The organism is Streptosporangium sp. NPDC050148 (assembly GCF_055586505.1).
On sequence record NZ_JBVJIA010000015.1, the window covers coordinates 75802 to 98852 of the forward strand.

Sequence of the window (23051 nt, forward strand, 5' to 3'; positions counted from 1 at the left end):
CTATCTCGACAGCGCCGTGCATCCGGCCCCGTCGGCGACCTTCCACCCGATCGGCTACCCGCTGCTGCTACGGGCGCTGCTGCCGTTCCACAGCGTGGAGCTGGTCGTGGCCGTCCAGCATGTCATCGGCCTGGGCACCGGCATGCTGATCTACGCGGTGCTGCGCCGCAGGGCGGTGCCCGGCCGGGTGGCGGCGCCGGCGGCGGTGCCGCTGCTGTTCGACGCCTCCTTCCTGCGGCTGGAGCATGCCGTCCTGTCCGACACGCAGTTCATCTTCCTGATCGTGGCCGGGACGGCCGTGCTGATGTGGTCGCCACGGTTGTCCGTGCGCGCCGCCGCCGGAGCGGGCCTGCTGTTCGCCGCGGCCGCGCTGACCAGGACGATCGCGCTGCCGCTGTTCCTGCTCGTCGTGTTCGTGCTGGCCGTGCGGCGCGTGGGCCGGCGGCAGCTGACCGCGCTGCTCATGGCTGGCGCGCTGCCCTTGGCCGGGTACGCCGCGTGGTACGCCCAGCACCACGGCCGTCTCGCCATCAGCGGTGCCGACGGCGTCGCCCTGTGGGCGCGCACCATGACGTTCGCCGACTGTGCCCGCATCCAGCCGCCGCCTGATCTGGCACGCCTGTGCCCCAACGGCACGAAGGTGGACGCGGCCTCCGAGTACGTGTGGGCACCGGGCGCCTCGCTCAACCTGCTGCCCGGCGACCGCTTCACGCACAACGACCTGGCCCGCTCGTTCGCGATCGAGGCGATCCTCGCCCAGCCGCTGGACTACCTGGGCGACGTCGTACGCGACACCGCCATCGCCTTCTCCTGGACGCCGATCCCGCACCCCGACCGCACCACCCCGGCGTTCGGCTTCGGGAGCGGGCACCGGGAACTGCCCGGCCGGCCGCTGATCGACAAGGTGAAACGGGAGTACGACCCGGACATCCGCGGCCTGTCGTCCGTCTCCCCGTACGCGGACCTCCTCATCGCCTACCAGTACGCCGCCTACCTGCGCGGCCCGTTCCTGGGGCTGATCCTCCTGGTGGGCGCGGTCGCCGCGGTCCGGCGCCCCCACGTGGCGTCACTGCCGTGGGCCGTGGCGACGGGCCTGCTGGTCGGTCCGGTGGCGGTCCTGGACTTCGACCACCGGTACGTGCTGCCCGTCGTACCCGTCGCCTGCCTGGCCGCGGCCCTCGCCTTCCGGGCGGAGGAGCGCCCCTGCGGTGCGGAAGCCGGAGGAGGCGGACGCCTCGCCCCGGACGATCCACCTCCTCAGACGGCGCGGGCGACGGCGATGGTCGATCCGCCGCGCTGCCCGGCCTCGTAGAACATGTACTCGACGCCGCCGTCGGTGCCGAAGGAGGGCGCGGCGCTGCGGCCGTTGTCGGGGGCACCGGCCAGGGGCCGGTGGAAGACGCCCAGGTGCACCTCGCGGTCGAAGGCGTTGCCGACCTCGGTGAGGAACATGTTCCCGCTGTTGCCGTGGTAGACGACGTACGTCGTGCCGTTGCGCTTGAGCAGGCTCGGGCCGGACAGGTCGCTCTGGCCGTCGCCGCCCGGTGAGACCAGCGGGCTCGGGTCGAACGCCCAGCTCCTGCCGTCGGACGACCAGCCCCAGAAGATCTTGCGCTTGCCGCCGGTGACGCCCATGAAGACCATGACGTACCGGTTGCCCAGGCCCGGCACCGCGTGCTCGAAGACCCGCGCGTAGGAGGTCTCCGTCGAGCCGGGGACCATCGCGGTGGTCAGCACGACGCCGTGGTAGGTGAAGTTCACGCCGTCGGGTGACAGGGCGAGCCGGGTGGTGTTGTTCTCGCCGTGGAAGTACATGAGGAACCGCCGTTCGGCGGCGTTCCAGATCATGTGCGGCGACGAGACGTGGCTGACCGAGTAGTGCGGCGCCCAGACGTTGGAGATGACCGGGTTGTTCGGGTACTCGGTGAACCGGCCGCCGAGCGAGTCGCCGTAGGCCAGGCAGATGCCGCCCGGAGCGTCGTGCGGGGCGTAGTAGAGGTGGTAGCGCCCCAGCGGGCGGGCGATCTTGTCGTACATGCCCCGGACGCAGGGGAAGATCAGCTCGTTGGTCGGGTTGTAGCGCAGGGCCGCCTTGTCGAAGGCCGTGCCGATGTAGCGGTGGTCGGGGAAACCGGCGGGGGCCAGGACGGCTCGCGCGGCCGTGCCGGAGCGCGCGGCGGAGGCGGTGCCGGGCAGCAGGAGACCGCCGGCCGTTCCGGCGATTCCCGCGACACCGGCGCCGGCCACCGCGCGCAGGAGTCCGCGGCGGTCCAGGAGGGGTTCGGACATGGGGGGTCCCTTCGCCTGCAACTCTCACGATGAGTGATGGTGAGGTCATCTCTCTGCTCACCGAGGTTCGGCCAGGGCGGCCCGCCCGTCAAGGTGCTAATACGAATTATCACGGGGACGTTTCCCTGAACGAAATAACCGTCCCCATCTCTTGACAGGGGCCGGTGGCGGCTTACAGGATGACGTCCCACTCAGCTAATGCGCATTATCACCAGATGGGACGCTACGGATCGTGACCACGCCCGGCCGCCGCCTCACCCAGCAGGACATCGCCCGCATGGCGGGGGTGAGCCAGACCACGGTGTCGCTGGTCCTGAACAACAGGACCGACGCCGAGGTGCGCATCGCCCCCGAGACCCGCGAGCGGGTGCTCGGGGTGATCAGGGAGACCGGGTACGTCGCCGACCCGGTGGCCCGGCGCCTGGCCGAGCGGCGCAACCGCATCCTGGGCGTCTTCACCTACGAGGCGGTCTTCCCGACCGCGAGCGCCGACTTCTACCACCCCTTCCTGCTCGGCATCGAGGAGTGCGCCGAGGAGATGGGCTGCGACCTGCTGCTGTTCACCAGCGCCAGGGCCGCGGGGGAGCGGCGCCGGATCTTCAACGAGGACAGCCGGGTGCGGCTGGCCGACGGCTGCGTGCTCCTCGGGCGCGCCGTCGACCGCGACGACCTGGCCCGGCTGCTGGCCGAGGGCATCCCCTTCGTCTCCATCGGCCGCCGCGACGACGCCGGGGCCCCGGTGCCGTACGTGGGGGCCGACTACCCGCCCGCGGTGCGCGCCCTGGTCGACCGGACGGTGGAGCTGGGCCACCGGCGGCTGGCCTACGTCGGCACCGGGGCGGGCGCCGAGTCGCCGGCCGACCGCATGCGCGGCTTCCGCGAGGCGGTCGCCGCCGTGGGGGCCGAGGGGCTGCACGTGCCGGTGACCGGCAGGACCCCGGGCGAGCTGCTGGACGACGTCTCGGCCGCCCGGGCGAGCGCGATCTTCGTCGAGGAGCCCGCCGACGCCGTGGCGATCACGCAGGCGGCCGGCGAGCGGGGCCTGACGATCCCCGGCGACCTGTCGGTCCTCGCGCTGGGCGCGCCGACCAGGCCGGTCCACGTCGACGTCGACTTCACCGGGTTCCGGATCCCCCGGCGGGAGATGGGCCGCAGGGCCGTCGAGCTGCTGGCGGAGCTGCTGGGCAACGGCGGCGGGACACCACAGGAACTGCTGAGCTGCGAGCTGGTCGAAGGATCCACGCTCGCCCCGATCCGGAGCTGACCGAACGTTGGAGACGATGATGGAAGAGGCCACCGACGTGGTTGAGACATCCGCGGACGCCGTGGTCGTCGGCGGCGGGCTGGGCGGCGTCGCCGCCGCCCTGGCACTGCTGCGGGCCGGGCGCACCGTGATCCTGAGCGAGGAGTACGACTGGCTCGGCGGGCAGCTCACCAGCCAGGCCGTGCCGCCCGACGAGCACTCCTGGGTGGAGCGGTTCGGCGTCACCGCCTCCTACCGCGCGCTGCGCGAGGGCATCCGCCGCTACTACCGCGACCACTACCCGCTGACCGAGCGGTCGCGCCGCTGGCGCGAGCTGAACCCCGGTGCCGGGCACGTCAGCCGCCTGTGCCACGAGCCCCGGGTCGCGGTCGCGGTGATCGAGGCCATGCTCGCGCCGTACCGGGGCTCGGGGCGGCTGCGGGTGCTCCAGCCCTACCGGCCGGTCGGCGCGGACGTCGACGGCGACCGGGTGCGGGCCGTGCGCCTGGCGCACCGCGACGGCGGCGGCGAGATCACGGTGGTCGCGCCGTACGTGCTGGACGCCACCGAGACCGGCGAGCTGCTGCCGCTGACCGGCACCGAGTACGTGACCGGGTTCGAGTCGCAGGGCGACACCGGGGAGCCGGGCGCGCCCGCCGAGGCCCAGCCGATGAACATGCAGGCCGTGTCGGTCTGCTTCGCGATCGACCACGTCGACGGCGACCACACCATCGACCGGCCCGCCGCCTACGACTTTTGGAGGAGCTATCAGCCCGACTTCTGGGGCGACCGGCTGCTGTCCTGGCGCTGCCCGCACCCCAGGACACTGGAGATCGTGGAACGTTCCTTCACCCCCAACCCGGACGACGACCCGCTGCTGGTGGAGGCCGACCAGCGCCTCAACCCGGGGGACGCGAACCTGTGGACGTTCCGCAGGATCGCCGCGCGGCGCAACTTCGCCGACGGCGCCTACGCCAGCGACATCACCCTGGTCAACTGGCCGATGATCGACTACCTGGAGGGCCCGGTCATCGACGTGCCGGACGCGGCCGATCACGTGGCCGCGGCCCGCGAGCTGTCCCGCTCGGTGCTGTACTGGATGCAGACCGAGGCGCCCCGCGCGGACGGCGGGACCGGCTTCCCGGGCCTGCGCCTGCGCGGCGACGTCACCGGCGGCGGCGAGGGCGGGCTCGCCCAGGCCCCCTACATCCGCGAGTCGCGCCGCATCCGCGCCCTGTACACCGTCGCCGAGCAGGACCTCTCGATGGCCGTGCGCGGCGACAAGGGCGCGGTGAGCTACGCCGACTCGGTCGGCGTGGGCATGTACCGCATCGACCTGCACCCCTCCACCGGGGGCGACAACTACATCGACGTGGCCAGCTCGCCGTTCGAGATCCCGCTCGGCGCGCTGATCCCGCGGCGGGTGACCAACCTGCTGCCCGCGTCCAAGAACATCGGCACCACCCACATCACCAACGGCGCCTACCGGCTGCACCCGGTGGAGTGGAACGTCGGCGAGGCCGCCGGCGCGCTGGCCGCCTTCTGCCTGGACAACGCCACCGTCCCGCACGCCGTACGCCAGGACGAGGCGCTGCTCGCCGCCTTCCAGCGGCGGCTGACCCGCGACGGCGTCGAGCTGCGCTGGCCGCAGGTGACGGGTTACTGACCATGCCGCCGACCGCGCCGCCGACAGCGCCACGGGCCGGGCCACTGACAGCGCCACGGGCCACGCCCCAGGCCGGGCCGCCGACAGCGCCACGGGTCATGCCGCAGGCCGCACCGCCCGCCGGACGACGGGCCTCCCACCACGACCGCCGGGGGATTCCCAGCAAGGAGAACGAACGATGAGACCATCCGCAAAACCCGCGGCCGTCGCGCTGGCGGCGCTGCTCACCCTCGCGGCGTGCGGCCAGGGCGCCGGGAGCGCCCCCGCGGCGCAGGGGCCGCAGCCGCTGCGCATGACGATCTGGACCTCCAACGAGGCCCACCTGAAATTGTTCGGCGAGATCGCCGCCGAGTACAGGAAGACCCACCCCGGCGTCGGTGAGATCACCTTCGACCCCATCCCGTTCGAGACCTACACCACCACCCTGACCACCCAGATCGCCGGCGGCAACGCCCCCGACCTGGCCTGGATCCTGGAGAGCTCGGCACCGGACTTCGTCACCTCGGGAGCGCTCGCGCCGCTGGAGGAGACCCTGTCCAAGACCCAGGGCTACGAGTTCGGCGACCTCACCCCCTCGGCCGTCAAGCTCTGGCAGGCCGAGGGGAAGCTGTACGCCTACCCGTTCTCCACCTCGCCGTTCGGCGTGTTCGTCAACACCGACCTGCTCAAGAAGGCCGGCCAGAAGACCCCCGCCCAGATGATCAAGGACGGTACCTGGACCTGGGAGAAGGTCGTCGAGCAGAACGCCGCCGTCGCCGAGAAGACCGGCAAGGCCGGCATGGTCGTCCGCGACTTCGACTACAAGGGCTGGGACAACCTCGCCACGGTGTGGGGCGGCTGGGGGGCCCGCGCCTGGAGCGAGGACGGGAGGACCTGCGGGTTCGACAGCCCCGAGATGGTCGAGGCCATGACGTTCCTGCACCGGGCCGTCTTCACCGACAAGGCGTTCCCCGGCCCCGGCACCGCGGCCGACTTCTTCGCGGGCGACGCGGCCATGACCATCACCCAGATCTCCCGCGCCTCGCTGCTGCAGGACGCGACGTTCGGCTGGGACCTCGTCCCGCTGCCCTCCGGGCCCAAGGGCGAGTACTCGGTGATCGGCCAGGCCGGCCTGGGGGTGTTCAAGAAGTCCCCGAACGCCGCGGCCGCCGCCGACTTCCTGGCGTTCTTCACCAACCCCGCCAACTCCGCCAAGCTCGCCGCCTACTTCCCCCCGCCCAGGGCCTCCCAGCTCACCGCGGACACCCTGGCCAAGAGCAACCCGCTGCTCAAGCCCGCCCAGCTGCAGCAGGTCGTGATCGCCGGTATCGAGAAGGGCGTGGTCAAGCCCAACCACACCGGGCAGGCCGAGCTCTCCCAGACCGTCCGGGCCGCGCTCGACCCGCTCTGGCGGCCCGAGGCCGACGTCAAGGCCGTGCTGACCGGGGTCTGCGCCAAGATCAAGCCGATGCTGGGGACGTGACGTGACCCCGTCCGCCTCCAAGGTCGCGGTGACCGCCGGCCGGGCACGGCCCCGGCCGGCGGGTGCCGGGCACCCGTCCCTGGGCGGCCGGCGGCCCTTCTGGACCGTGCGCCGCCGCGACAACCTGGTCGGCTACCTGCTCATCGCCCCGCAGCTGCTCGGCAGCGCGCTGTTCGTGCTGCTGCCGCTCGGGCTGGTGTTCTGGTACAGCATGCACGAGTGGAACGTGCTGGCCGGGACGTTCGAGTTCGTGGGCCGGGAGAACTACGACAGGCTGCTGGCCGACGCGAACCTGCGCGAGGTGCTGGGCGGCACCGCCCTGTTCTCCGCCGGCCTGGTGGTGCTCAACCTCGCCCTGGCCCTGCTCCTGGCGATCCTGCTCAACCAGCGGCTGGCCGGGACCACGTTCTTCCGCACGGTGTTCTTCTCGCCCGTGGTGGTCTCGCTGGTCGCCTGGACCATCGTCTGGCAGTTCCTGCTGCAGGACGACGGCGGCCTCAACGGCCTGCTCGGCGTCGCCGGGATCGACGGGCCCAACTGGCTGCGCGGCGAGGGCACCGCGATGACGTCGGTGATCGTCGTCCAGGTGCTCAAGAACGTCGGCCTGAACATGGTGCTGTTCCTGGCCGCGCTCCAGGGCGTGCCCGGACAGCTCTACGAGGCCGCCGAGCTGGACGGCGCCGGGGCGTGGACCCGCTTCCGGCGGATCACCGTCCCGCTGATCAGCCCGACCATCCTGCTCACCTCGATCATCACCGTGGTGGGGTCGCTGCAGGTGTTCGCGCAGATCGCGGTGCTCACCCAGGGCGGTCCGGGCATGTCCACGACCGTCCTCGTCTACTACCTGTACCAGCAGGCCTTCCAGTTCCATCACTTCGGGTACGGCGCGACGCTGTCGGTCCTGCTCTTCGCGATCGTGGCGCTGCTCACCGTCGTGCAGTGGCGGATGCGCAGGAAGTGGGTCTTCAATGAAACGTGAACCGTCGGTCCGTCTGAAGACGCTCCTGTACGGCCTGCTGTGCGTGTTGTGCGTGCCGTTCGTCTTCCCGACCTGGTGGATGGTCACCTCGTCGTTCAAGCCGATCGCCGAGATCTTCGCGTTCCCGCCGAGGCTGCTGCCGGCCGGCTGGGACCTGTCGGCCTACGGGCAGGTCTTCCGGCTCCAGCCCTTCGCCACCCAGTACGTCAACAGCCTCTACATCGCCCTGGTCGTCACGGCCGGGACCATGGCGGTGGCGGCCATGGCCGGGTACGCCTTCGCGCGCATCCGCTTCCCCGGCCAGAACGTGCTCTTCGTGGTGGTGCTGCTCGGGCTGCTCATCCCCAGCGAGGTCACCATCGTCCCGCTCTTCCAGATGTTCCACGGCCTGGGCCTGACCGACACCCACTGGCCGCTGATCCTGGTGCCGATCCTCGGCGCGCCCAGCGTGCTGGCCACCTTCATCATGCGGCAGTTCTTCATCAGCCTCCCCGGAGAGCTGGAGGAGGCCGCCCGGGTGGACGGGCTGGGCAGGTTCGGCACCTTCTACCGGGTCGCGCTGCCGCTCGCCCGTCCCGCGCTCGGCGCCGTCGCGATCTTCACCTTCCTGCACAGCTGGAACCTCTACCTGGAGCCGATCGTGTACCTCTCCTCGCCGGAGAGGTTCACCCTGCCGCAGGCGCTGACCCAGTTCGTCGACGCCTACGGCGGCCCGATGTGGAACGTCCAGCTGGCCGCGGCCTCGATGACGGCCCTGCCGGTGCTGGTGGTGTTCGTCCTCGCCCAGCGGCAGTTCATCGAGGGCCTGGCGCACACCGGCCTGAAGGGCTGACGGCCGGGCGCCGGTGCGCGCCGACACGGTGGGCGGGGACGGTCAGGCGCGCGGGTCGACGTGGAACTTGGGGCCGGGGCCCGACCCGGCGGGACGGGAACCGGCCAGGACCTCGCCCGCCTCCTCCAGCCCCACGACGGCCGCCACCAGCGGGCGCGGGTCCACCGCGCCCGAGGCGTAGTGCTCGATCGCCCCGGTCAGTCCCGGCGAGGCGCTGAGGATCCCGACGGCCGTCACGTCCTTGAGCACCAGCGTCCGGGTGTCCACGGCGCTGGGGGTCGACGAAAGGCCGATGTAGACCACCCGCCTGCCCGGCTCCACCAGGTCGGCGGCCAGGGCGGGCAGGCCGGGGGCGGTGGAGGCGTCGACGACGGCGTCGAACGGCAGGTCCGGGAGCCGGTCCGCGGTCCAGGCGCCGTGCACGCCGAGCGTGCGGGCGAACTCCAGCGACGTGCCGGGCAGGCCCAGCACGTGCACCTCGGCCCCGTGGGACAGGGCGAACGCGGCCGCGAGCAGGCCGATCGTCCCGGGGCCCAGCACCAGCAGCCGCTCACCCGGCGCGAGGGCCGCGGCCCGGACGGCCCGCAGCGCGTTGCCGCCCGGCTCGACCATGGCACCGGCCGCCGCGTCGACCGTGTCCGGCAGCCGGTGCAGGGCGGTGACCGGCACCGGGAGCCGTTCGGCCAGCGCGCCGGGCCACCCGCCGCGGATGCCGATCTCGAAGCGGTCCTCGCACACGTGGTGCGTCCCGGCCCGGCAGCGCCGGCACCGGCCGCAGCCGAGCATGGTGTCACCGGTGACGCGGGTGCCGATCCAGCCGGGGTCGACGCCCTCACCGGCCGAGGAGACCGTCCCGCACCACTCGTGGCCGAGCCGCACGGGGTAGCGGGCGTGACCGTCGTGCAGGTAGCTCATCTCACCGCCGAAGATCTCCATGTCGGTGCCGCACACCCCGGCCCGCTCCACGTCCACGACGACCTGCCCGGGGCCCGGGACCGGCGGATCGACCTCCAGCACCTCGAAACGGCGCGGACCGGTCACGACGAACGCTCTCACGAGGGCAACCCTAGGGGTGCCGGTCGCGGGAGGACCCACCCGGCCCCGCGCCGGCGACCTCACGGGCGCCGGCTCCGCACCGGCTCACCCGGTCTCACGCGACGACCTCCCGGACACCGGTCGCGCCGGGACTCAGCCGTCCGGTGCGGACGCCTCCACCAGGGTCTCGCCGGCGGCCGTGCGCTGGTAGAGCACCGACCGGCCGGCGCGCCGCCGCCGGACCAGCCCGGCCTCCAGCAGGATCCTCAGGTGGCGGCCGACCGATCCCAGCCCCTGGCCGGTCAGCGCCACGAGCTGCGACGTGCTCTTGGGCGTGCCGAGCAGGACGAGCACCCCGGCCCGCGCCGGGCCGAGCAGCCTGCCCAGCGCCTCGGGGGCCGTCCGGTCCGGCTCGGCCAGCGTGCCCGAGCACGGGTAGACCAGGGCGTAGCGCGGCACCGGAGTGCCCGTGTCCCAGGCGGTCCAGCCGTGGCCGCGGGTGACCGGGACGAACATCAGCCGGACACCGTCCAGCTCCTGCGGCGGGCGGTCCTGCGTGTTGATCTGCAGCCGGTTCCCGCCCAGCCACCGCGTCCCCGGGCGCATGCCGCCCAGCACGTCGGCCCACCCGCCCTGGGTCAGCCGGTCGGTCCGCGCCAGCACGTCGGCCTCCAGGACGCGGCGGCGTCTCGGCCAGTACGGCAGCACCGTCTCCCGCCACACCCACTCCAGCACGCGGGCGGCACGCTCCGGCAGGTCGGGCCGGCGCAGCGCCTCCGGGACCGGTCTCTGCAGCGTCGTCTCCAGGTCCGCCCGGGCGGTCTCGGGCGGCGTCCGCCGTACCCGCGCCACCTCCTCCTCGAAGCCGGGGGAGCCCTCTCCCGCCGGGACGGGGGTGAGGAAGTCGGCGAGCCAGTTCCGGCCCAGCGCGGACCGGACGAGCAGCGCGGTCACCGGATCGCCGGCCAGACGCGCCCGGTAGCCGGCCAGGTGGGCGTCGAGCCACCCGCGCTCACCCGGATGCGCGGCCCTCGCCCGCTCCAGGGCGATCAGGCAGGCCATGGTCTCGGCCAGGGGAGAGACCACGAACCGGCTCCCCGCGAGGGTGTCGGCGTTGACCTCCCACCAGCCCATGGTTTCGCCTCCCGGCGAAACTCTAACGCCCCGGTGACCGGCCCGCCGAGACTCCCGGGATGCGCACCTACCGGGAACTCTTCAGGACGCCCGAGTTCACCCCCCTCTTCGCGGCCGGCGCGACGCAGGTCGCCGCCTCGACGGTGAGCGGGCTGGCCCTGGGCACGCTCGTCTACGCGGCCACCCGGTCGCCCCTGCTGTCGGCGCTCAGCATGTTCGGCTCCTCGTTCGCGCAGATGCTCGGGGCCATGGTCCTGCTGTCGGCGGCGGACCGGCTACGGCCCCGCGCCGCGCTGACCGGGCTGGCGCTGGTCTTCTGCGCGACCACCGCCCTCCTCGCCGTGCCGGGACTGCCGCTGTGGGCGCTCTTCGTCCTGGTCCTCGGCCAGGGGATGGCCGCCTCGCTGGGCGGCGGGGTCCGCATCGGACTGCTGAACGAGATCCTGCCCCGGGAGGGGTACCTGCTCGGCCGGTCGGTGCTCAACATGTCCGTGGGCGTCCAGCAGATCTGCGGGTTCGCCGCCGGAGGGGTGCTCGTCGCCGCCCTGTCCCCGCGCCCGACCCTGCTGGTCGGCGCGGGCCTCTACCTGGTCGCCGCGGCCGTCGCGCGGTTCGGGCTCGGGCACCGGCCCCCGCGCGTCGCCGGGCGGCCGTCGGTCGCCCAGACCTGGCGGACCAACCGGCGGCTGCTGGCCTCGGGGGCGCGCCGACGTATCTACCTCGCCCTGTGGGTGCCGAACGGGCTGATCGTCGGCTGCGAGTCGCTCTACGTCTCCCACGACGCCCGGCACGCCGGGCTGCTCTTCGCGTTCGCCGCCGTGGGGATGCTCGCCGGGGACACCGTGATGGGCAGGTTCGTCCCCCCGCGCCTGCGGGAGCGGCTGGCCACCCCGCTGCGGCTGCTGCTGGCCGTGCCGTACCTGGTCTTCCTGCTCGTCCCGCCGCTGCCCGTGGCGGTGGCCGCGGTCACGCTGGCCTCGGCCGGGTTCTCGGCCGGGCTGATGCTCCAGCAGCGTCTGATGGAGATCACGCCGGAGGAGATGAGCGGGCAGGCGTTCGGGCTGCAGTCCTCGGGCACGCTCGCCATGCAGGGGGTCGCGGCCGCGCTCGCGGGCACCGTCGCCGAGCTCACCTCGCCCGCGGTCGCGATGGCGGCGATGGCGGTGGCGTCGGTCGCGGTCACGCTGGTGCTGGCGCCCGGCCTGCGCCGGGGACGGGAGGGGCACGCCGTGGCCGGAGGGCACGTCCCGTCCCCGGGGTGATCCCGCCGGAGGGACGGCGTGGTTTAAAACGTGGCAACGGATCGGGTCCGGGGCGGCCCCGGCCCGATCCGGACGGTCCGCCGCGAGACCGGGACACGGCGGACGGGAACGGTGTAACGCTAAGGGAACGGCATCTTCGCCCACCATTGACACCCTGTCGAGCTTGGTTCTACTGTCCAGCTCAGGTTGTTAAATCGTTTTTGAGCCCGTGCCCGATTCGCCCGCGAGGTGTTGAGGAAGCGCTTATGTTCACTGTTCTGCGAAGGTCCGTACCGACCGCGCTGGTGGCCGGCCTGCTCGGCCTCGGGCTGGTGGCCTGCGGAGGCGGCACCACCAAGGACTCGGCGGGCTCCGCCGCCCCGGCGGCCCCGGCCTCGTCGGCTCCGGCCACGGCCGACCCGGACGCGCCTCTCAGGGAAGGGCTCAAGCTCGCCTTCCTGCCCAAGCAGATCAACAACCCGTACGAGACGATCGTCGACAAGGCGGGCATCGAGGCGGCGGCCGAGTTCAAGGCACAGGCCAAGGAGGTGGGGCCCTCGGACGCCTCGGCCTCCTCGCAGGTGTCGTACATCAACACGCTCACCCAGCAGGGGCACGACGCGATCCTGATCGCGGCCAACGACGCCAAGGCGGTCTGCGGGCCGCTGCAGCAGGCGCGGGCCAAGGGCACGAAGATCGTCACCTACGACTCGGACGCCTCCAGGGAGTGCCGCGACCTGTTCATCAACCAGGCCTCCTCCGAGGAGGTCGGGCGCAGCCAGGTCAGGCTCCTGTCGGAGCTGATCGGCGGCAAGGGCGAGGTGGCGATCCTGTCGGCGACGGCGAACGCCACCAACCAGAACACCTGGATCGAGTTCATGAAGGACGAGCTCGGCAAGCCCGAGCACAAGGACATGAAGCTGGTCAAGGTCGCCTACGGAGACGACGACGACCAGAAGTCCTTCCAGGAGACCCAGGGGCTGCTGCAGGCGTACCCGGACCTGAAGGGGATCATCTCGCCCACCACGGTGGGCGTCTCGGCGGCGGCGCGCTACATCTCGGGGTCGAGGTACAAGGGCGAGGTCGTGCTGACCGGCCTGGGCACCCCCAACCAGATGCGCCAGTTCGTCAAGGACGGCACGGTCGAGAAGTTCGCGCTGTGGAACCCCGAGGACCTGGGGTACCTGGCCTCCTACGCGGCCGCGGCGCTGGCCTCGGGCCAGATCACCGGCGCCGAGGGCGAGGTGCTCAAGGCCGGCAGGCTCGGCGAGCGGACCGTCGGCAAGGACGGTGAGATCATCCTCGGGCCGCCGTTCACCTTCGACGCCTCCAACATCGACCAGTTCGACTTCTGACACCACCGCCACCGCGACGGGAGCGGTCACCGCCACGGTGTGACCCGCGCGCGACCGCACCCCGCGACCACCGCCACCCAAGACCACCACCCAAGACCACCACCGAGACCACCACCGAGACCACCACCGAGACCGCACCACCACCGAGACCACCGTCGCCCGCGCCCGGCACCTCCGGGCGCGGGCCTCATCGAGGAGAGGCCACGTCGTGCAGCGCGTCTGCTTCCTGCTGAAGGTCCGGCCCGAGCGCCTGGAGGAGTACCGCGAGCGCCACCGGGCCGTCTGGCCGGAGATGCTGGAGGCCCTGCGCGCCACCGGCTGGCGCAACTACTCCCTCTTCCTGCGCGAGGACGGGCTGCTGGTCGGCTACCTGGAGACCGAGGACTTCGAGGCGGCCCGCGCGGCCATGGCCGCGACCGAGGTCAACGCCAGGTGGCAGGCCGAGATGGCACCGTTCTTCGAGAACCTCGACGGCCGCCCGGACGAGGGCATGGTCTCGCTCGAGGAAGTCTTCCACCTCAACTGATTCGGGGACCGATCAATGATCAAGGATTCGCTGCGGGCTCAGGTCATCGAGACCCCGTCGTGGGCGTACGGCAACTCCGGGACGCGGTTCAAGGTGTTCGCCCAGCGCGGCGTGCCCAGGGACCCGTTCGAGAAGCTGGCCGACGCCGCCCAGGTGCACGCCTTCACCGGGGTGGCGCCCAAGGTCGCGCTGCACATCCCCTGGGACCGGGCCGACGACTACGCCGCGCTGGCCGAGCACGCCTCCGGCCTGGGGGTACGGATCGGCGCCATCAACTCCAACGTGTTCCAGGACGACGACTACATGCTGGGCAGCGTGACCAACCCCGACGCGAAGGTACGGGCCAAGGCGCTGGCGCACCTGCTGGACTGCGTGGACATCATGGACGCCACCGGATCGGACACGCTGAAGCTCTGGTTCTCCGACGGGATCAACTACCCCGGCCAGGACGACCTGCGCGCCCGGCAGGACCGGCTGGCCGAGGCGCTGGACCGGGTCTACGGGCGGCTGGGCGAGGGGCAGCGGTTCCTGCTGGAGTACAAGCTGTTCGAGCCCGCGTTCTACGCCACCGACGTGCCCGACTGGGGGACGGCGTACGCGCACTGCCTGAGGCTGGGCCCCAAGGCCCAGGTGGTGGTGGACACCGGCCACCACGCGCCGGGAACCAACATCGAGTTCATCGTGGCGTTCCTGCTGCGCGAGGGCAAGCTGGGCGGGTTCGACTTCAACTCCCGCTTCTACGCCGACGACGACCTGATGGCCGGGGCCGCCGACCCGTTCCAGCTCTTCCGGATCATGTTCGAGGTGATCGGCGGAGGCGGGTTCACCGAGGACGTGGCGTTCATGCTGGACCAGTGCCACAACATCGAGCCGAAGATCGCCGGGCAGATCCGGTCGGTGATGAACGTGCAGGAGGCCACGGCCAAGGCGCTGCTGGTGGACCGGGAGGCGCTGGCCGCGGCGCAGGCGGCCGGGGACGTGCTCGGGGCCAACGCGGTGGTGATGGACGCCTACAACACCGACGTACGGCCGCTGCTGGCCGAGATCCGTACCGAGGCGGGCCTGGACCCCGACCCGATGGCGGCCTACGCCCGGTCGGGCTACTTCGAGAAGATCGCCGAGGAGCGCGTCGGCGGGACGCAGGCCGGCTGGGGAGCCTGAGACCCCGTGCCGGGCGGGAGGGTGTCGCGGACGCCCCGTCCGGCCCCGGTGCGAGGGGTGTTCCGCCCGGCCCCGGTGCGGGAGGCGTCCGGGCACGGCACCGGCGCCCCCGCGGGCGTTGACATCGACGGCGGTCTCCGACACGCTCCGATTAGAATTCGATTCTAAAATTGGAGGCCGGATGAGCGGCATCGTGTCGGGCCGGGTGGTGATCGTCACGGGGGCGGCCAGGGGCATCGGCCGCGGCCACGCCCTGGAGTTCGCCCGCCAGGGCGCCAGGGTCGTGGTCAACGACCTCGGCGCCGAGGTGGACGGCACGGGCTCCTCCGAGGGCCCGGCCGGGGAGGTCGTCGAGGAGATCCGGGCCATGGGCGGGGAGGCCGTCGCCAACGGCGAGGACGTCTCCGACTTCGACGGCGCGGGCCGGCTCGTCCGGGCGGCGATCGACCACTACGGCACGCTCGACGTGCTGGTCAACAACGCCGGCATCCTGCGCGACCGGATGCTCGTCAACATGACGATCGACGAGTGGGACGCGGTGGTCCGGGTCCATCTGCGCGGCACCTTCGCGCCGCTCCGGCACGCCGCCGCCTACTGGCGCGAACGCTTCAAGAGCGGTGACGCCGTCGACGCGCGGATCATCAACACCACCTCCTCGTCGGGCATCTACGGCAACCCCGGGCAGGGCAACTACGGCGCGGCCAAGGCCGGCATCGCCGCGCTCACCGTGATCGCCTCCCAGGAACTGGCCCGGTACGGCGTCACCGTCAACGCCCTCGCCCCCACCGCGCTCACCCGGATGACCGAGAACCTGGCCCCGGGCAGGCCGCGCCCGGTCGCCACCGACTTCAACGCCTTCCAGGCCGAGAACGTCGCGCCGCTGGCCGTCTGGCTGGCCAGCGAGGAGGCCAGGGACGTCACCGGCCGGGTCTTCAACGTCAGGGGCGGTGTGATCAGCGTGGCCGAGGGCTGGCACGCCGGGCCCGAGGTCGACAAGGGCACCCGCTGGGACCCGGCCGAGCTCGGGGCGGTGATCCCGGGCCTGGTCGCGCGGGCGGCCCCCAACGCGCTCCAGAACGGCACGATCCCCGGCCGCGAGGACTGACCGGCCTCACCCTGCCTCAACCTGCCTCAACCTGCCTCACCCTGCCTCGTCCGGCCCCCCGGACCGGGGGCCGCGCAGCGGGTCCAGGCGGCGGATCAGCTCGATCGCCGCCTCGGTGATCCGCCCGGCCTCCTCCGCGGAGTCGCAGGTGGCCACCTCGCGACCGGCCTCGCCGATGACCGACGTCAGGACCGCCACGGTGAGCCGGTCCAGCGGGGTGCTGCCCGCGCCGAGCAGGACGGCGTTCTGCCGTACCCACTCGCGGCCGCGGGTGCGGCGCAGCAGCTCGAACCCGGGCGGGCCGTCCCCGTCCATGAACAGCCGGGCCAGGTCGCGCCGTTCCCAGGAGCCCTCCAGGAAGGCCCGCGCCCCGGCGACGAACAACTCCAGCGGGTCGCGGACACCCGAGCGGCGCGCCTGTGACACCGCGGAGGCGGCGTTCTCCTCGTGCTCGGCCTGGTGCCTCTCCCACAGCGCGAGGAACAGCTCGGTCTTGCCGCCGAAGTGGTGGTAGAGGCTGCCCACGCTCAGCCCGGCCCGTTCGACGACGTCGGCGACCCCGGCGTCGGCGAAACCGTGCTCGGTGAAGACCTGCCGGGCCGCCTCCAGCATGCTCGTCCGGGTCTGCGCGGTACGGCTCCACTCCCAGGCTCCAGGCTTGCGCGTCATGTGTCCCTCTCGCTCTGTCGTGCGCCGTCCGTCCGGGACGGAAAGGCCGTCGGTCGCACCGGTGCCCGGCTGCGGGTTCCGCGGTGAGGTCGGCGGTGGGGTCGGTCGGTCGTGTCCCGGTCCCGCGGTCAGGCCGGGCTGGGGATCCCGTTCCCGCCGCGTCCGCGCCCGGCGAGCACGTCCTCCAGGAGGGGTGCGGGCTCGTCGTCGCGCGGCCCGCGCTGGGCGAGCTGGATCAGCACGCCGTGGGCCTCCTTGGGGTGCAGGAACACCTCGCGCCACCGCGGGTCGCCCGTGTTCAGGCCGTGCAGCCGGTACCCGCGGCCGGTGAGCCGGGAGACGGCCAGGTCGAGGTCGGGCACGTGGAAGTTGAGGTGGTGGACGCCGCCCCGCCCCCGGGTGAGTTCGAAGAAGCTGTCGAAGAAGGGGGAGCCCGCCAGCGGTTCCATCAGCTCGATCTTGCCGCCGCCCGGGTAGGTGAGCTGCATCACCCGGTACCCGCCGGGGTGGTCGCCGCCGCCGAGGAACGTCCCGCCGAGCAGGTCCAGGTAGATCGGCAGCAGATCCCTGACCCGCGGTGCCGCGACGGCGGTGTGGTCGAAGACCGCGCCGAGTCCCCGGAGCGCCGGGACCTGCGAGGAGCCCGGGGAGTCCGGGGAGTCCGGGGAGTCCGGGGAAGCCGGAGAGTCCGGGGAGCCCGGGAGGTCCGGGGATTCCGGTGAGACGTGCACGTGGGCTCCTCGCGGTCGGGGGCCGGGAGGCCGGCCAATCCTAGAATCACATTCTAGTAGCATTCGCGGCGGCCTGTCGCGTCCGCGCAGCCGCCGGGCGAGACGTCCGCCGTCCCAGGAAAACGGCCGTTTACCCGCGCCACCGCGGGTAGGCGGAAGATCCCTGACGCCCGGCCGATGAGGAGAGCCACCGCATGACGATCGAAGGACTGTGGAACTACCGCGAGGGTGTGTACGGTCCCGACGAGACACTGAGCGTCATCGGTTTCGACGTGGAGGCCGTCGACGGCAAGGTCGGCCTGGTCGAGGAGGAGAGCAACGTGACCGACGACAGCTACGTCGTCGCCGACGTCGGCTCCTGGCTCTCCGGCAGGAAGGTCGTGCTGCCGGCCAGCACGGTGACCCGGATCGACCGTGACGAGCGCAAGGTCCACGTCGACCGCACCCGGCAGGAGATCCAGGACGCGCCCGAGTACGACGCCGCGACCTACCGGCAGGCCGTCTACCGCCAGGAGCTGGGCGGCTACTACGGCAGGTTCTCCACCTCGCGGTGACCGGAGCCGGCCGCCGACCGGTTCCGGCCGGTTCCGGCCGGATCCGGAGGGCGTCCGCCCGCCGACCGCACCCGCCCCCCGGACCCGGCCCCGTGTCCGGGGGTGATCCGTCCCAGTGGCCGTACCGGCCGGTGCCGGAGGGTGCGATCCGCAGCTCACGGGGCATGTGAAGACAGGGTTCGATGCGGGCCTCTCACCGGCCGGGATCGTCGACGTGGCCGCCCGGCGGGCCCGGCTCGCCGGGTCCCCGAGGGCGGCCGACGGCGCCGGCGCGGTGGTGAGGGGTCCCGAGCGGAGAGGTGTGGCGCAGATGCCGACGATAGGCCTGGTGGGAACGTTCGACACGAAGGGGCCGGAGTACGCCTGGCTCCACGACCGGCTGCGCGGCCTGGGCTGCGAGGTCGTCCTGATCGACGCGGGGGTGGGGGAGGCCCGGCTGCCCGCCGACGTCACCAACGACAGGGTGGCGCTGGCGGCCGGGGCCGACCTGGCCGCGCTGCGCGCGGCCGCCGACCGCGGCGCGGCCGTCACGACGATGGGGGAGGGCGCCGCGGCCGTCCTGGCGGAGCTGTACGCGCAGGGACGCCTCGACGGCGTGCTCGCCGTGGGCGGGAGCGGGGGGTCCTCGATCGCGGCGCGCGCCGTCAGGGACCTGCCGATCGGGCTGCCCAAGCTCATCGTCTCGACCATGGCCTCCGGCGACGTCTCCCCGTACGTGGGGGCCAAGGACGTCACGATCATGTACAGCGTGGTCGACGTGGCGGGGATCAACCGGGTCTCCGCGCGCATCCTCGGCAACGCCGCGGCGGCGATCGCCGGGATGGCGAGCGTGCCCGCCCCCGTCGTCGAGGGTGACCGCCCGCTGGTGGCGGCCTCCATGTTCGGCGTGACCACGCCCGCGGTCGACGCGGCCAGGGAGCGGCTGGACGAGCTCGGCTACGAGGTGCTGGTCTTCCACGCCACCGGCTCCGGCGGGCAGGCCCTGGAGACGCTGGCCGGCAGCGGCCTGATCGCGGGCGTGCTCGACCTCACCACCACCGAGCTCGCCGACGACCTGGTCGGCGGCGTGCTGACGGCCGGGCCCGCCCGGCTGACCGCCGCCGGTGAGCGCGGCCTGCCGCAGGTGGTCGCCCCCGGCGCGCTGGACATGGTCAACTTCGGCCCCCTGGAGACGGTTCCCGAACGCTTCGCCGACCGGCTGTTCTACGTGCACAACCCGACCGTGACGCTGATGCGCACCACGGCCGAGGAGATGGCCGAGCTCGGCCGCAGGGTCGCGGGGAAGCTCCGCGCGGCCACCGGACCGGCCGCGCTGTTCGTCCCGCGCGGCGGCGTCTCCGCCCTCGACGCGCCTGGCCTGCCCTTCCACGACCCCAAGGCCGACCAGGCGTGCTTCGAGGCCATGGCCGAGGGGGTGCGGGGATCGGCCGTCGCGGTCGAGGACCTGGACCTGCACGTCAACGATCCGGCCTTCGGCCGGGCCATGGCCGACCGGCTGCACGGGATGATCAGCCGGGCGGGAGGAGCCGGATGAGGCGCGAGGACGTTCTCGCCCGGCTGCGCCGTACCGTCGCCGAGGGCAGGCCCGTCATCGGCGCCGGTGCCGGCACCGGGCTGTCGGCCAAGTGCGCCGAGGCCGGCGGCGTCGATCTGATCATCATCTACAACTCGGGCCGCTACCGGATGGCGGGCCGGGGCTCGCTGGCCGGGCTGCTGCCGTACGGCGACGCCAACCAGATCGTCGTCGAGATGGCGGCCGAGGTGCTCCCGGTCGTCACGGACACCCCGGTGCTGGCGGGGGTGTGCGGGACCGACCCGTTCCGGCTGATGCCCAGGTTCCTGGACCAGCTCGCGGCCATGGGCTTCGCCGGGGTGCAGAACTTCCCGACCGTCGGCCTGTACGACGGGGTCTTCCGGCAGAACCTGGAGGAGACCGGGATGGGCTACGACCTGGAGGTCGAGATGGTCCGGCTGGCGCGCGAGCGCGACCTGGTCACCGCCCCCTACGTCTTCGACCCCGACCAGGCGCGGGCCATGACCGAGGCGGGCGCCGACGTCCTCGTCCCGCACGTCGGGCTGACCACCAAGGGCAGCATCGGCGCGGGCACCGCCCTGACCCTGGACGAGGCCGTCGAGCGGGTCCAGGCGATGCGCGACGCCGCGGTGGCCGTACGCCCCGACGTGCTGGTGCTCTGCCACGGCGGGCCGATCGCCGAACCGCAGGACGCGAGCCACGTGCTGGCCCGTACCGAGGGCGTGGTGGGCTTCTTCGGCGCGTCGTCGGTCGAGCGCCTGCCGACCGAGCGCGCCATCACCGAGCAGGTGCGCGCCTTCAAGGAGATCACCGTCTGATGCCCGTACGGACGTCGGACCCTCGGACGGGCCGAGGTCGCCGACTCACCGGACGGCTGCGTGCGGACGAGGGCCCGCGTGGTGGCCCTCGTCCGCCCCGTCCGGGCTGTGGCCGGTCGCGGAGGGCGGATCAGACCGGTTCGACGGTGTCCCCGACCCGTACACGCCCGGGGTGCACGACGGTGGCCAGCGCGTCCAGGCGCATGTCGTGCGCCTGTGCGACGGCCCGGAGGACCAGCGGGGAGTGCGGCAGGTCCTGCTGGGCCTCGTTGGTCATCACGCACCGCTCGCTGGAGCGCTCGAACCGTAGCCGCAGGGCGCCGCCGATACGGGCGGTGCCGCCGAACCACTCGTCCTCCACGAACGCGGGCGTGCCCGGCGGCGTCCGCACCAGCAGGTTCGGCCGGAACCGGCGCTCGTCCACGGGCACGCCGGGAACGGCCGCGCGTACCCAGTCGAGGGTGGCGGTGGTCAGGACACTGAGCGGGAGCTGATCGAAGTGCGAGATCGTGCCCTCGCGGGCCACTTCGACGTCGTTCCGGCCCAGGTATCGCCGCACGTAGGCGGTGGGGTCCGGTACCGGCACGCCGTCCGGGTCCAGCAGCTCGGGCGGCTCCGTGACCGATTTCCCGGGGTATCGGGAGCGCAGGTGCAACAACCCCGGCATGCGCCGGAACCGGCGCGTGTTCTTGCCCGAGCCGAACTTCCCCTCGGCGTCCCGCACCGCGTAGAGCCTGTCGCCGTCGAGGCCCCGGGCGTCGACGGCGACCTCGTCCAGAAGTTCGCCGCCGGTCGACTTGATGGGATACCGCCAGATCCGCTCGATCGTGCCGAACACCCCGCCCATGTCCGTCCCTTCGACGAGCCGTCCTGCGGCCGGCTTCACGCGACCCGCGCCGAAGTCTACGATCACCCTCCGGTCGTCCGGATCGGCGGGCACCGGACGCGGGGCCGTCCGGGGACCGGCGCGGGGGACGGTGATCTCCGGGTCGGGGACGCCGATGCCCGGGCCCGCCGGGTACGCGCCACGGCGCCGGCGGGGAGGAGGCCTTCCCGGTGCCGGCGGGCGTCCGGCGACCGATGGATGATCGGCGACGGCCGGGTGGCCGGAACACCGCGTCGACGACCCGCGCCGGGTGCCGGCGTCGGAAACCGGTTCGGTACTGTCGATGGATGATCGTTGGATATGCGCAGGTGCCGGCCATGGAACGAGACACCGGCCATCGGATCGGCGCACCGATCCGGGTCGGCGCCGACCGGGCCGTACCGGCCCGGCGGTCCCGCGGCGCGGGCGGGAAGAGCGTGTCGGCTGCGCACCCTCTCACGGCGCACGGCCGCCTCGGCCGCGCCGTCACCGGAAGGCCGGCATGAACGCGTCCGAGCGTCCCGGCCCCTCCCCGCGTCCCGGCCCTCCCGAAGCGGCCGGCACTCCTGCCGGAGCGGCCGGTGCCTCTTCCGGAGTCGCGGGCGCTCCTCCCGGGGCGGCCGGTGCGCCGGCCGCACCCGAGCGGCCTCGCCGGACGGTCACCGACTGGCGGTTCGTGGCGCCACCGCTCGCCATCGTCGTGCTGGCCGCCTCCTGGGGCCGGGACCTGCCCGCACCGCTGCTGGTGGTCATCGCCGTGGTGCTGGGCGCCGCGGTGCTGTCCGCCGTGCACCACGCGGAGGTCGTCGCCCACCGTGTCGGCGAGCCCCTCGGGTCGCTGCTGCTGGCCGTCGCCGTCACCGTCATCGAGGTCGGCCTGATCGTGACCCTCGTGATCTCCGGGGGGCCGGGGACCGCGTCACTGGCCCGCGACACCGTCTTCGCCGCCTTGATGATCACCTGCAACGGGATCCTCGGGCTGTCGCTGTTGATCGGCGCCGTCCGCTACCGCCTCGCGGTGTTCAACGCCGAGGGAACCGGAGCCGCCCTGGCCACCGTCGCGACCCTCGCGGTCGTCTGCCTCGTGCTGCCGACCTTCACCACCGCCCGCTCCGGGCCGGAGTTCTCCCCGACGCAGCTGGTCTTCGCCGCCGTGGCCTCCGTCGCCCTCTACGCCGCGTTCGTCAGCACCCAGACCGTCCGCCACCGCGACTTCTTCCTGCCCGTCACCAGCGAGGGCAAGGTGATCAACGACGCCGACGAGGACGACCACGCCGACCCGCCCACCACCCGCGCCGCCGTTACCAGCCTGGTACTGCTGCTCGTCGCCCTGGTCGCGGTCGTCGGCCTGGCCAAGGTGCTGTCCCCGGCCATCGAGGAGACCGTCGCCTCCCTGGGCCTGCCGCACTCGTTCGTCGGCGTGGTCATCGCCCTGCTCGTCCTGCTCCCCGAGACCCTCGCCGCGGCCAACGCCGCCCGCCGCAACCGTGTCCAGGTCAGTCTCAACCTCGCGCTGGGCTCGGCCATGGCCAGCATCGGCCTGACCATCCCCGTGATCGCCATCGCGACGATCTGGCTCCCCGGCCCCCTGGTCCTCGGCCTCGGCGCGAACCAGATCGTCCTGCTCGCGATCACCGTCGTCGTCGCCACGCTGACCGTCGTCCCGGGCCGCGCCACCCGCCTGCAGGGACTCGTCCACCTCATCCTGCTCGGCGCGTTCCTCCTGCTCGCCGCCCACCCCTGAGGGACGCGGCCCCGGGCGTCGCCACCGGATCGGCCGGCGCGAGCGGTGTCGGCCGGGTACGGCGGCCGTCCGGGGGCGTGGAGGGGCACGCGGGGCCGGCGGAGGACC

General features: G+C 72.9%; 21 protein-coding genes. 15 read left to right on the forward strand and 6 right to left on the reverse strand.

Annotated elements, in window-relative coordinates:
- The first annotated feature begins 16 nt into the window (after positions 1-16).
- Positions 17-1312 carry a hypothetical protein gene (locus ACZ6RT_RS18580; protein ID WP_470154917.1) on the forward strand — a complete coding sequence of 432 codons (1296 nt, stop codon included), beginning with the start codon at positions 17-19 and terminating at the stop codon, positions 1310-1312.
- Here the strand turns inward: ACZ6RT_RS18580 and ACZ6RT_RS18585 are convergent.
- Positions 1258-2289: a glycoside hydrolase family protein gene (locus tag ACZ6RT_RS18585; RefSeq protein ID WP_470154919.1), complete on the reverse strand. Its 1032-nt coding sequence runs from the start codon at positions 2287-2289 to the stop codon at positions 1258-1260. The genes ACZ6RT_RS18580 and ACZ6RT_RS18585 overlap by 55 nt on opposite strands.
- A gap of 232 nt (positions 2290-2521) precedes the next feature.
- On the opposite strand from ACZ6RT_RS18585, the gene ACZ6RT_RS18590 reads away from it, so the two are divergent.
- From ACZ6RT_RS18590 to ACZ6RT_RS18610, 5 genes are all read left to right on the forward strand, one after another.
- Positions 2522-3553, forward strand: coding sequence for a LacI family DNA-binding transcriptional regulator (locus ACZ6RT_RS18590; RefSeq protein WP_470154920.1), 1032 nt, complete (start codon positions 2522-2524; stop codon positions 3551-3553).
- Between the two features lie 37 nt (positions 3554-3590).
- A complete protein-coding gene (locus ACZ6RT_RS18595) occupies positions 3591-5198 on the forward strand; it encodes an FAD-dependent oxidoreductase (RefSeq protein WP_470154922.1) in 1608 nt (535 codons plus the stop codon).
- 178 nt (positions 5199-5376) lie between these two features.
- The gene (locus ACZ6RT_RS18600; RefSeq protein ID WP_470154924.1) at positions 5377-6660 is read left to right on the forward strand and encodes an ABC transporter substrate-binding protein; all 1284 of its coding nucleotides are present in this window, start codon (positions 5377-5379) and stop codon (positions 6658-6660) included.
- Position 6661: 1 nt separating this feature from the next.
- The gene (locus ACZ6RT_RS18605) at positions 6662-7639 is read left to right on the forward strand and encodes a carbohydrate ABC transporter permease (protein ID WP_399195686.1); all 978 of its coding nucleotides are present in this window, start codon (positions 6662-6664) and stop codon (positions 7637-7639) included.
- The gene (locus ACZ6RT_RS18610) at positions 7629-8471 is read left to right on the forward strand and encodes a carbohydrate ABC transporter permease (protein WP_344907770.1); all 843 of its coding nucleotides are present in this window, start codon (positions 7629-7631) and stop codon (positions 8469-8471) included. The genes ACZ6RT_RS18605 and ACZ6RT_RS18610 overlap by 11 nt, the downstream gene beginning before the upstream one ends.
- 42 nt (positions 8472-8513) lie before the next feature.
- Here ACZ6RT_RS18610 and ACZ6RT_RS18615 read toward each other — a convergent pair whose 3' ends face one another.
- Complete coding sequence (locus ACZ6RT_RS18615; protein WP_470154925.1) at positions 8514-9527, reverse strand: zinc-dependent alcohol dehydrogenase; 1014 nt, start codon at positions 9525-9527, stop codon at positions 8514-8516.
- 132 nt (positions 9528-9659) lie between these two features.
- Entirely contained in the window at positions 9660-10640 is a 981-nt protein-coding gene (locus ACZ6RT_RS18620) for an ArsR/SmtB family transcription factor (protein WP_470154927.1), read from the reverse strand.
- 59 nt (positions 10641-10699) lie between these two features.
- Here ACZ6RT_RS18620 and ACZ6RT_RS18625 point away from each other — a divergent pair, with 59 nt between their 5' ends.
- The 5 genes from ACZ6RT_RS18625 (at position 10700) to ACZ6RT_RS18645 (ending at position 16028) form a co-directional block, all read left to right on the forward strand.
- Complete coding sequence (locus ACZ6RT_RS18625; RefSeq protein ID WP_470154929.1) at positions 10700-11902, forward strand: MFS transporter; 1203 nt, start codon at positions 10700-10702, stop codon at positions 11900-11902.
- A gap of 245 nt (positions 11903-12147) precedes the next feature.
- Complete coding sequence (rhaS, locus tag ACZ6RT_RS18630) at positions 12148-13236, forward strand: rhamnose ABC transporter substrate-binding protein (protein WP_470154930.1); 1089 nt, start codon at positions 12148-12150, stop codon at positions 13234-13236.
- 208 nt (positions 13237-13444) lie between these two features.
- Positions 13445-13762 (forward strand): L-rhamnose mutarotase, encoded by a 318-nt coding sequence (locus tag ACZ6RT_RS18635; protein ID WP_399195722.1) that lies wholly within the window; start codon positions 13445-13447, stop codon positions 13760-13762.
- A 15-nt stretch (positions 13763-13777) separates the two neighbouring features.
- Positions 13778-14923 (forward strand): L-rhamnose isomerase, encoded by a 1146-nt coding sequence (gene rhaI / locus ACZ6RT_RS18640; RefSeq protein WP_470154931.1) that lies wholly within the window; start codon positions 13778-13780, stop codon positions 14921-14923.
- 181 nt (positions 14924-15104) lie between these two features.
- Positions 15105-16028, forward strand: coding sequence for an SDR family oxidoreductase (locus tag ACZ6RT_RS18645; protein ID WP_399195676.1), 924 nt, complete (start codon positions 15105-15107; stop codon positions 16026-16028).
- A gap of 36 nt (positions 16029-16064) precedes the next feature.
- On the opposite strand, the gene ACZ6RT_RS18650 is transcribed toward ACZ6RT_RS18645, so the two are convergent.
- Complete coding sequence (locus ACZ6RT_RS18650; protein WP_344907743.1) at positions 16065-16697, reverse strand: TetR/AcrR family transcriptional regulator; 633 nt, start codon at positions 16695-16697, stop codon at positions 16065-16067.
- A 128-nt stretch (positions 16698-16825) separates the two neighbouring features.
- Positions 16826-17428 (reverse strand): VOC family protein, encoded by a 603-nt coding sequence (locus tag ACZ6RT_RS18655; RefSeq protein ID WP_470154934.1) that lies wholly within the window; start codon positions 17426-17428, stop codon positions 16826-16828.
- 194 nt (positions 17429-17622) lie between these two features.
- Here ACZ6RT_RS18655 and ACZ6RT_RS18660 point away from each other — a divergent pair, with 194 nt between their 5' ends.
- The 3 genes from ACZ6RT_RS18660 (at position 17623) to ACZ6RT_RS18670 (ending at position 20334) form a co-directional block, all read left to right on the forward strand.
- Complete coding sequence (locus ACZ6RT_RS18660) at positions 17623-17982, forward strand: PRC-barrel domain containing protein (protein ID WP_399195672.1); 360 nt, start codon at positions 17623-17625, stop codon at positions 17980-17982.
- A gap of 310 nt (positions 17983-18292) precedes the next feature.
- Positions 18293-19516, forward strand: a complete 1224-nt coding sequence (locus ACZ6RT_RS18665) for a Tm-1-like ATP-binding domain-containing protein (protein WP_470154936.1) — start codon at positions 18293-18295, stop codon at positions 19514-19516.
- Entirely contained in the window at positions 19513-20334 is an 822-nt protein-coding gene (locus ACZ6RT_RS18670; protein ID WP_399195668.1) for a phosphoenolpyruvate hydrolase family protein, read from the forward strand. Before ACZ6RT_RS18665 ends, ACZ6RT_RS18670 begins: the two co-directional genes overlap by 4 nt.
- Positions 20335-20464: 130 nt before the next feature.
- On the opposite strand, the gene ACZ6RT_RS18675 is transcribed toward ACZ6RT_RS18670, so the two are convergent.
- Entirely contained in the window at positions 20465-21220 is a 756-nt protein-coding gene (locus ACZ6RT_RS18675; protein ID WP_470154938.1) for an MOSC domain-containing protein, read from the reverse strand.
- Between the two features lie 655 nt (positions 21221-21875).
- Between ACZ6RT_RS18675 and ACZ6RT_RS18680 the strand changes: the two genes are divergently transcribed.
- A complete protein-coding gene (locus ACZ6RT_RS18680) occupies positions 21876-22943 on the forward strand; it encodes a calcium:cation antiporter (protein WP_470154940.1) in 1068 nt (355 codons plus the stop codon).
- Positions 22944-23051 lie beyond the last annotated feature (108 nt).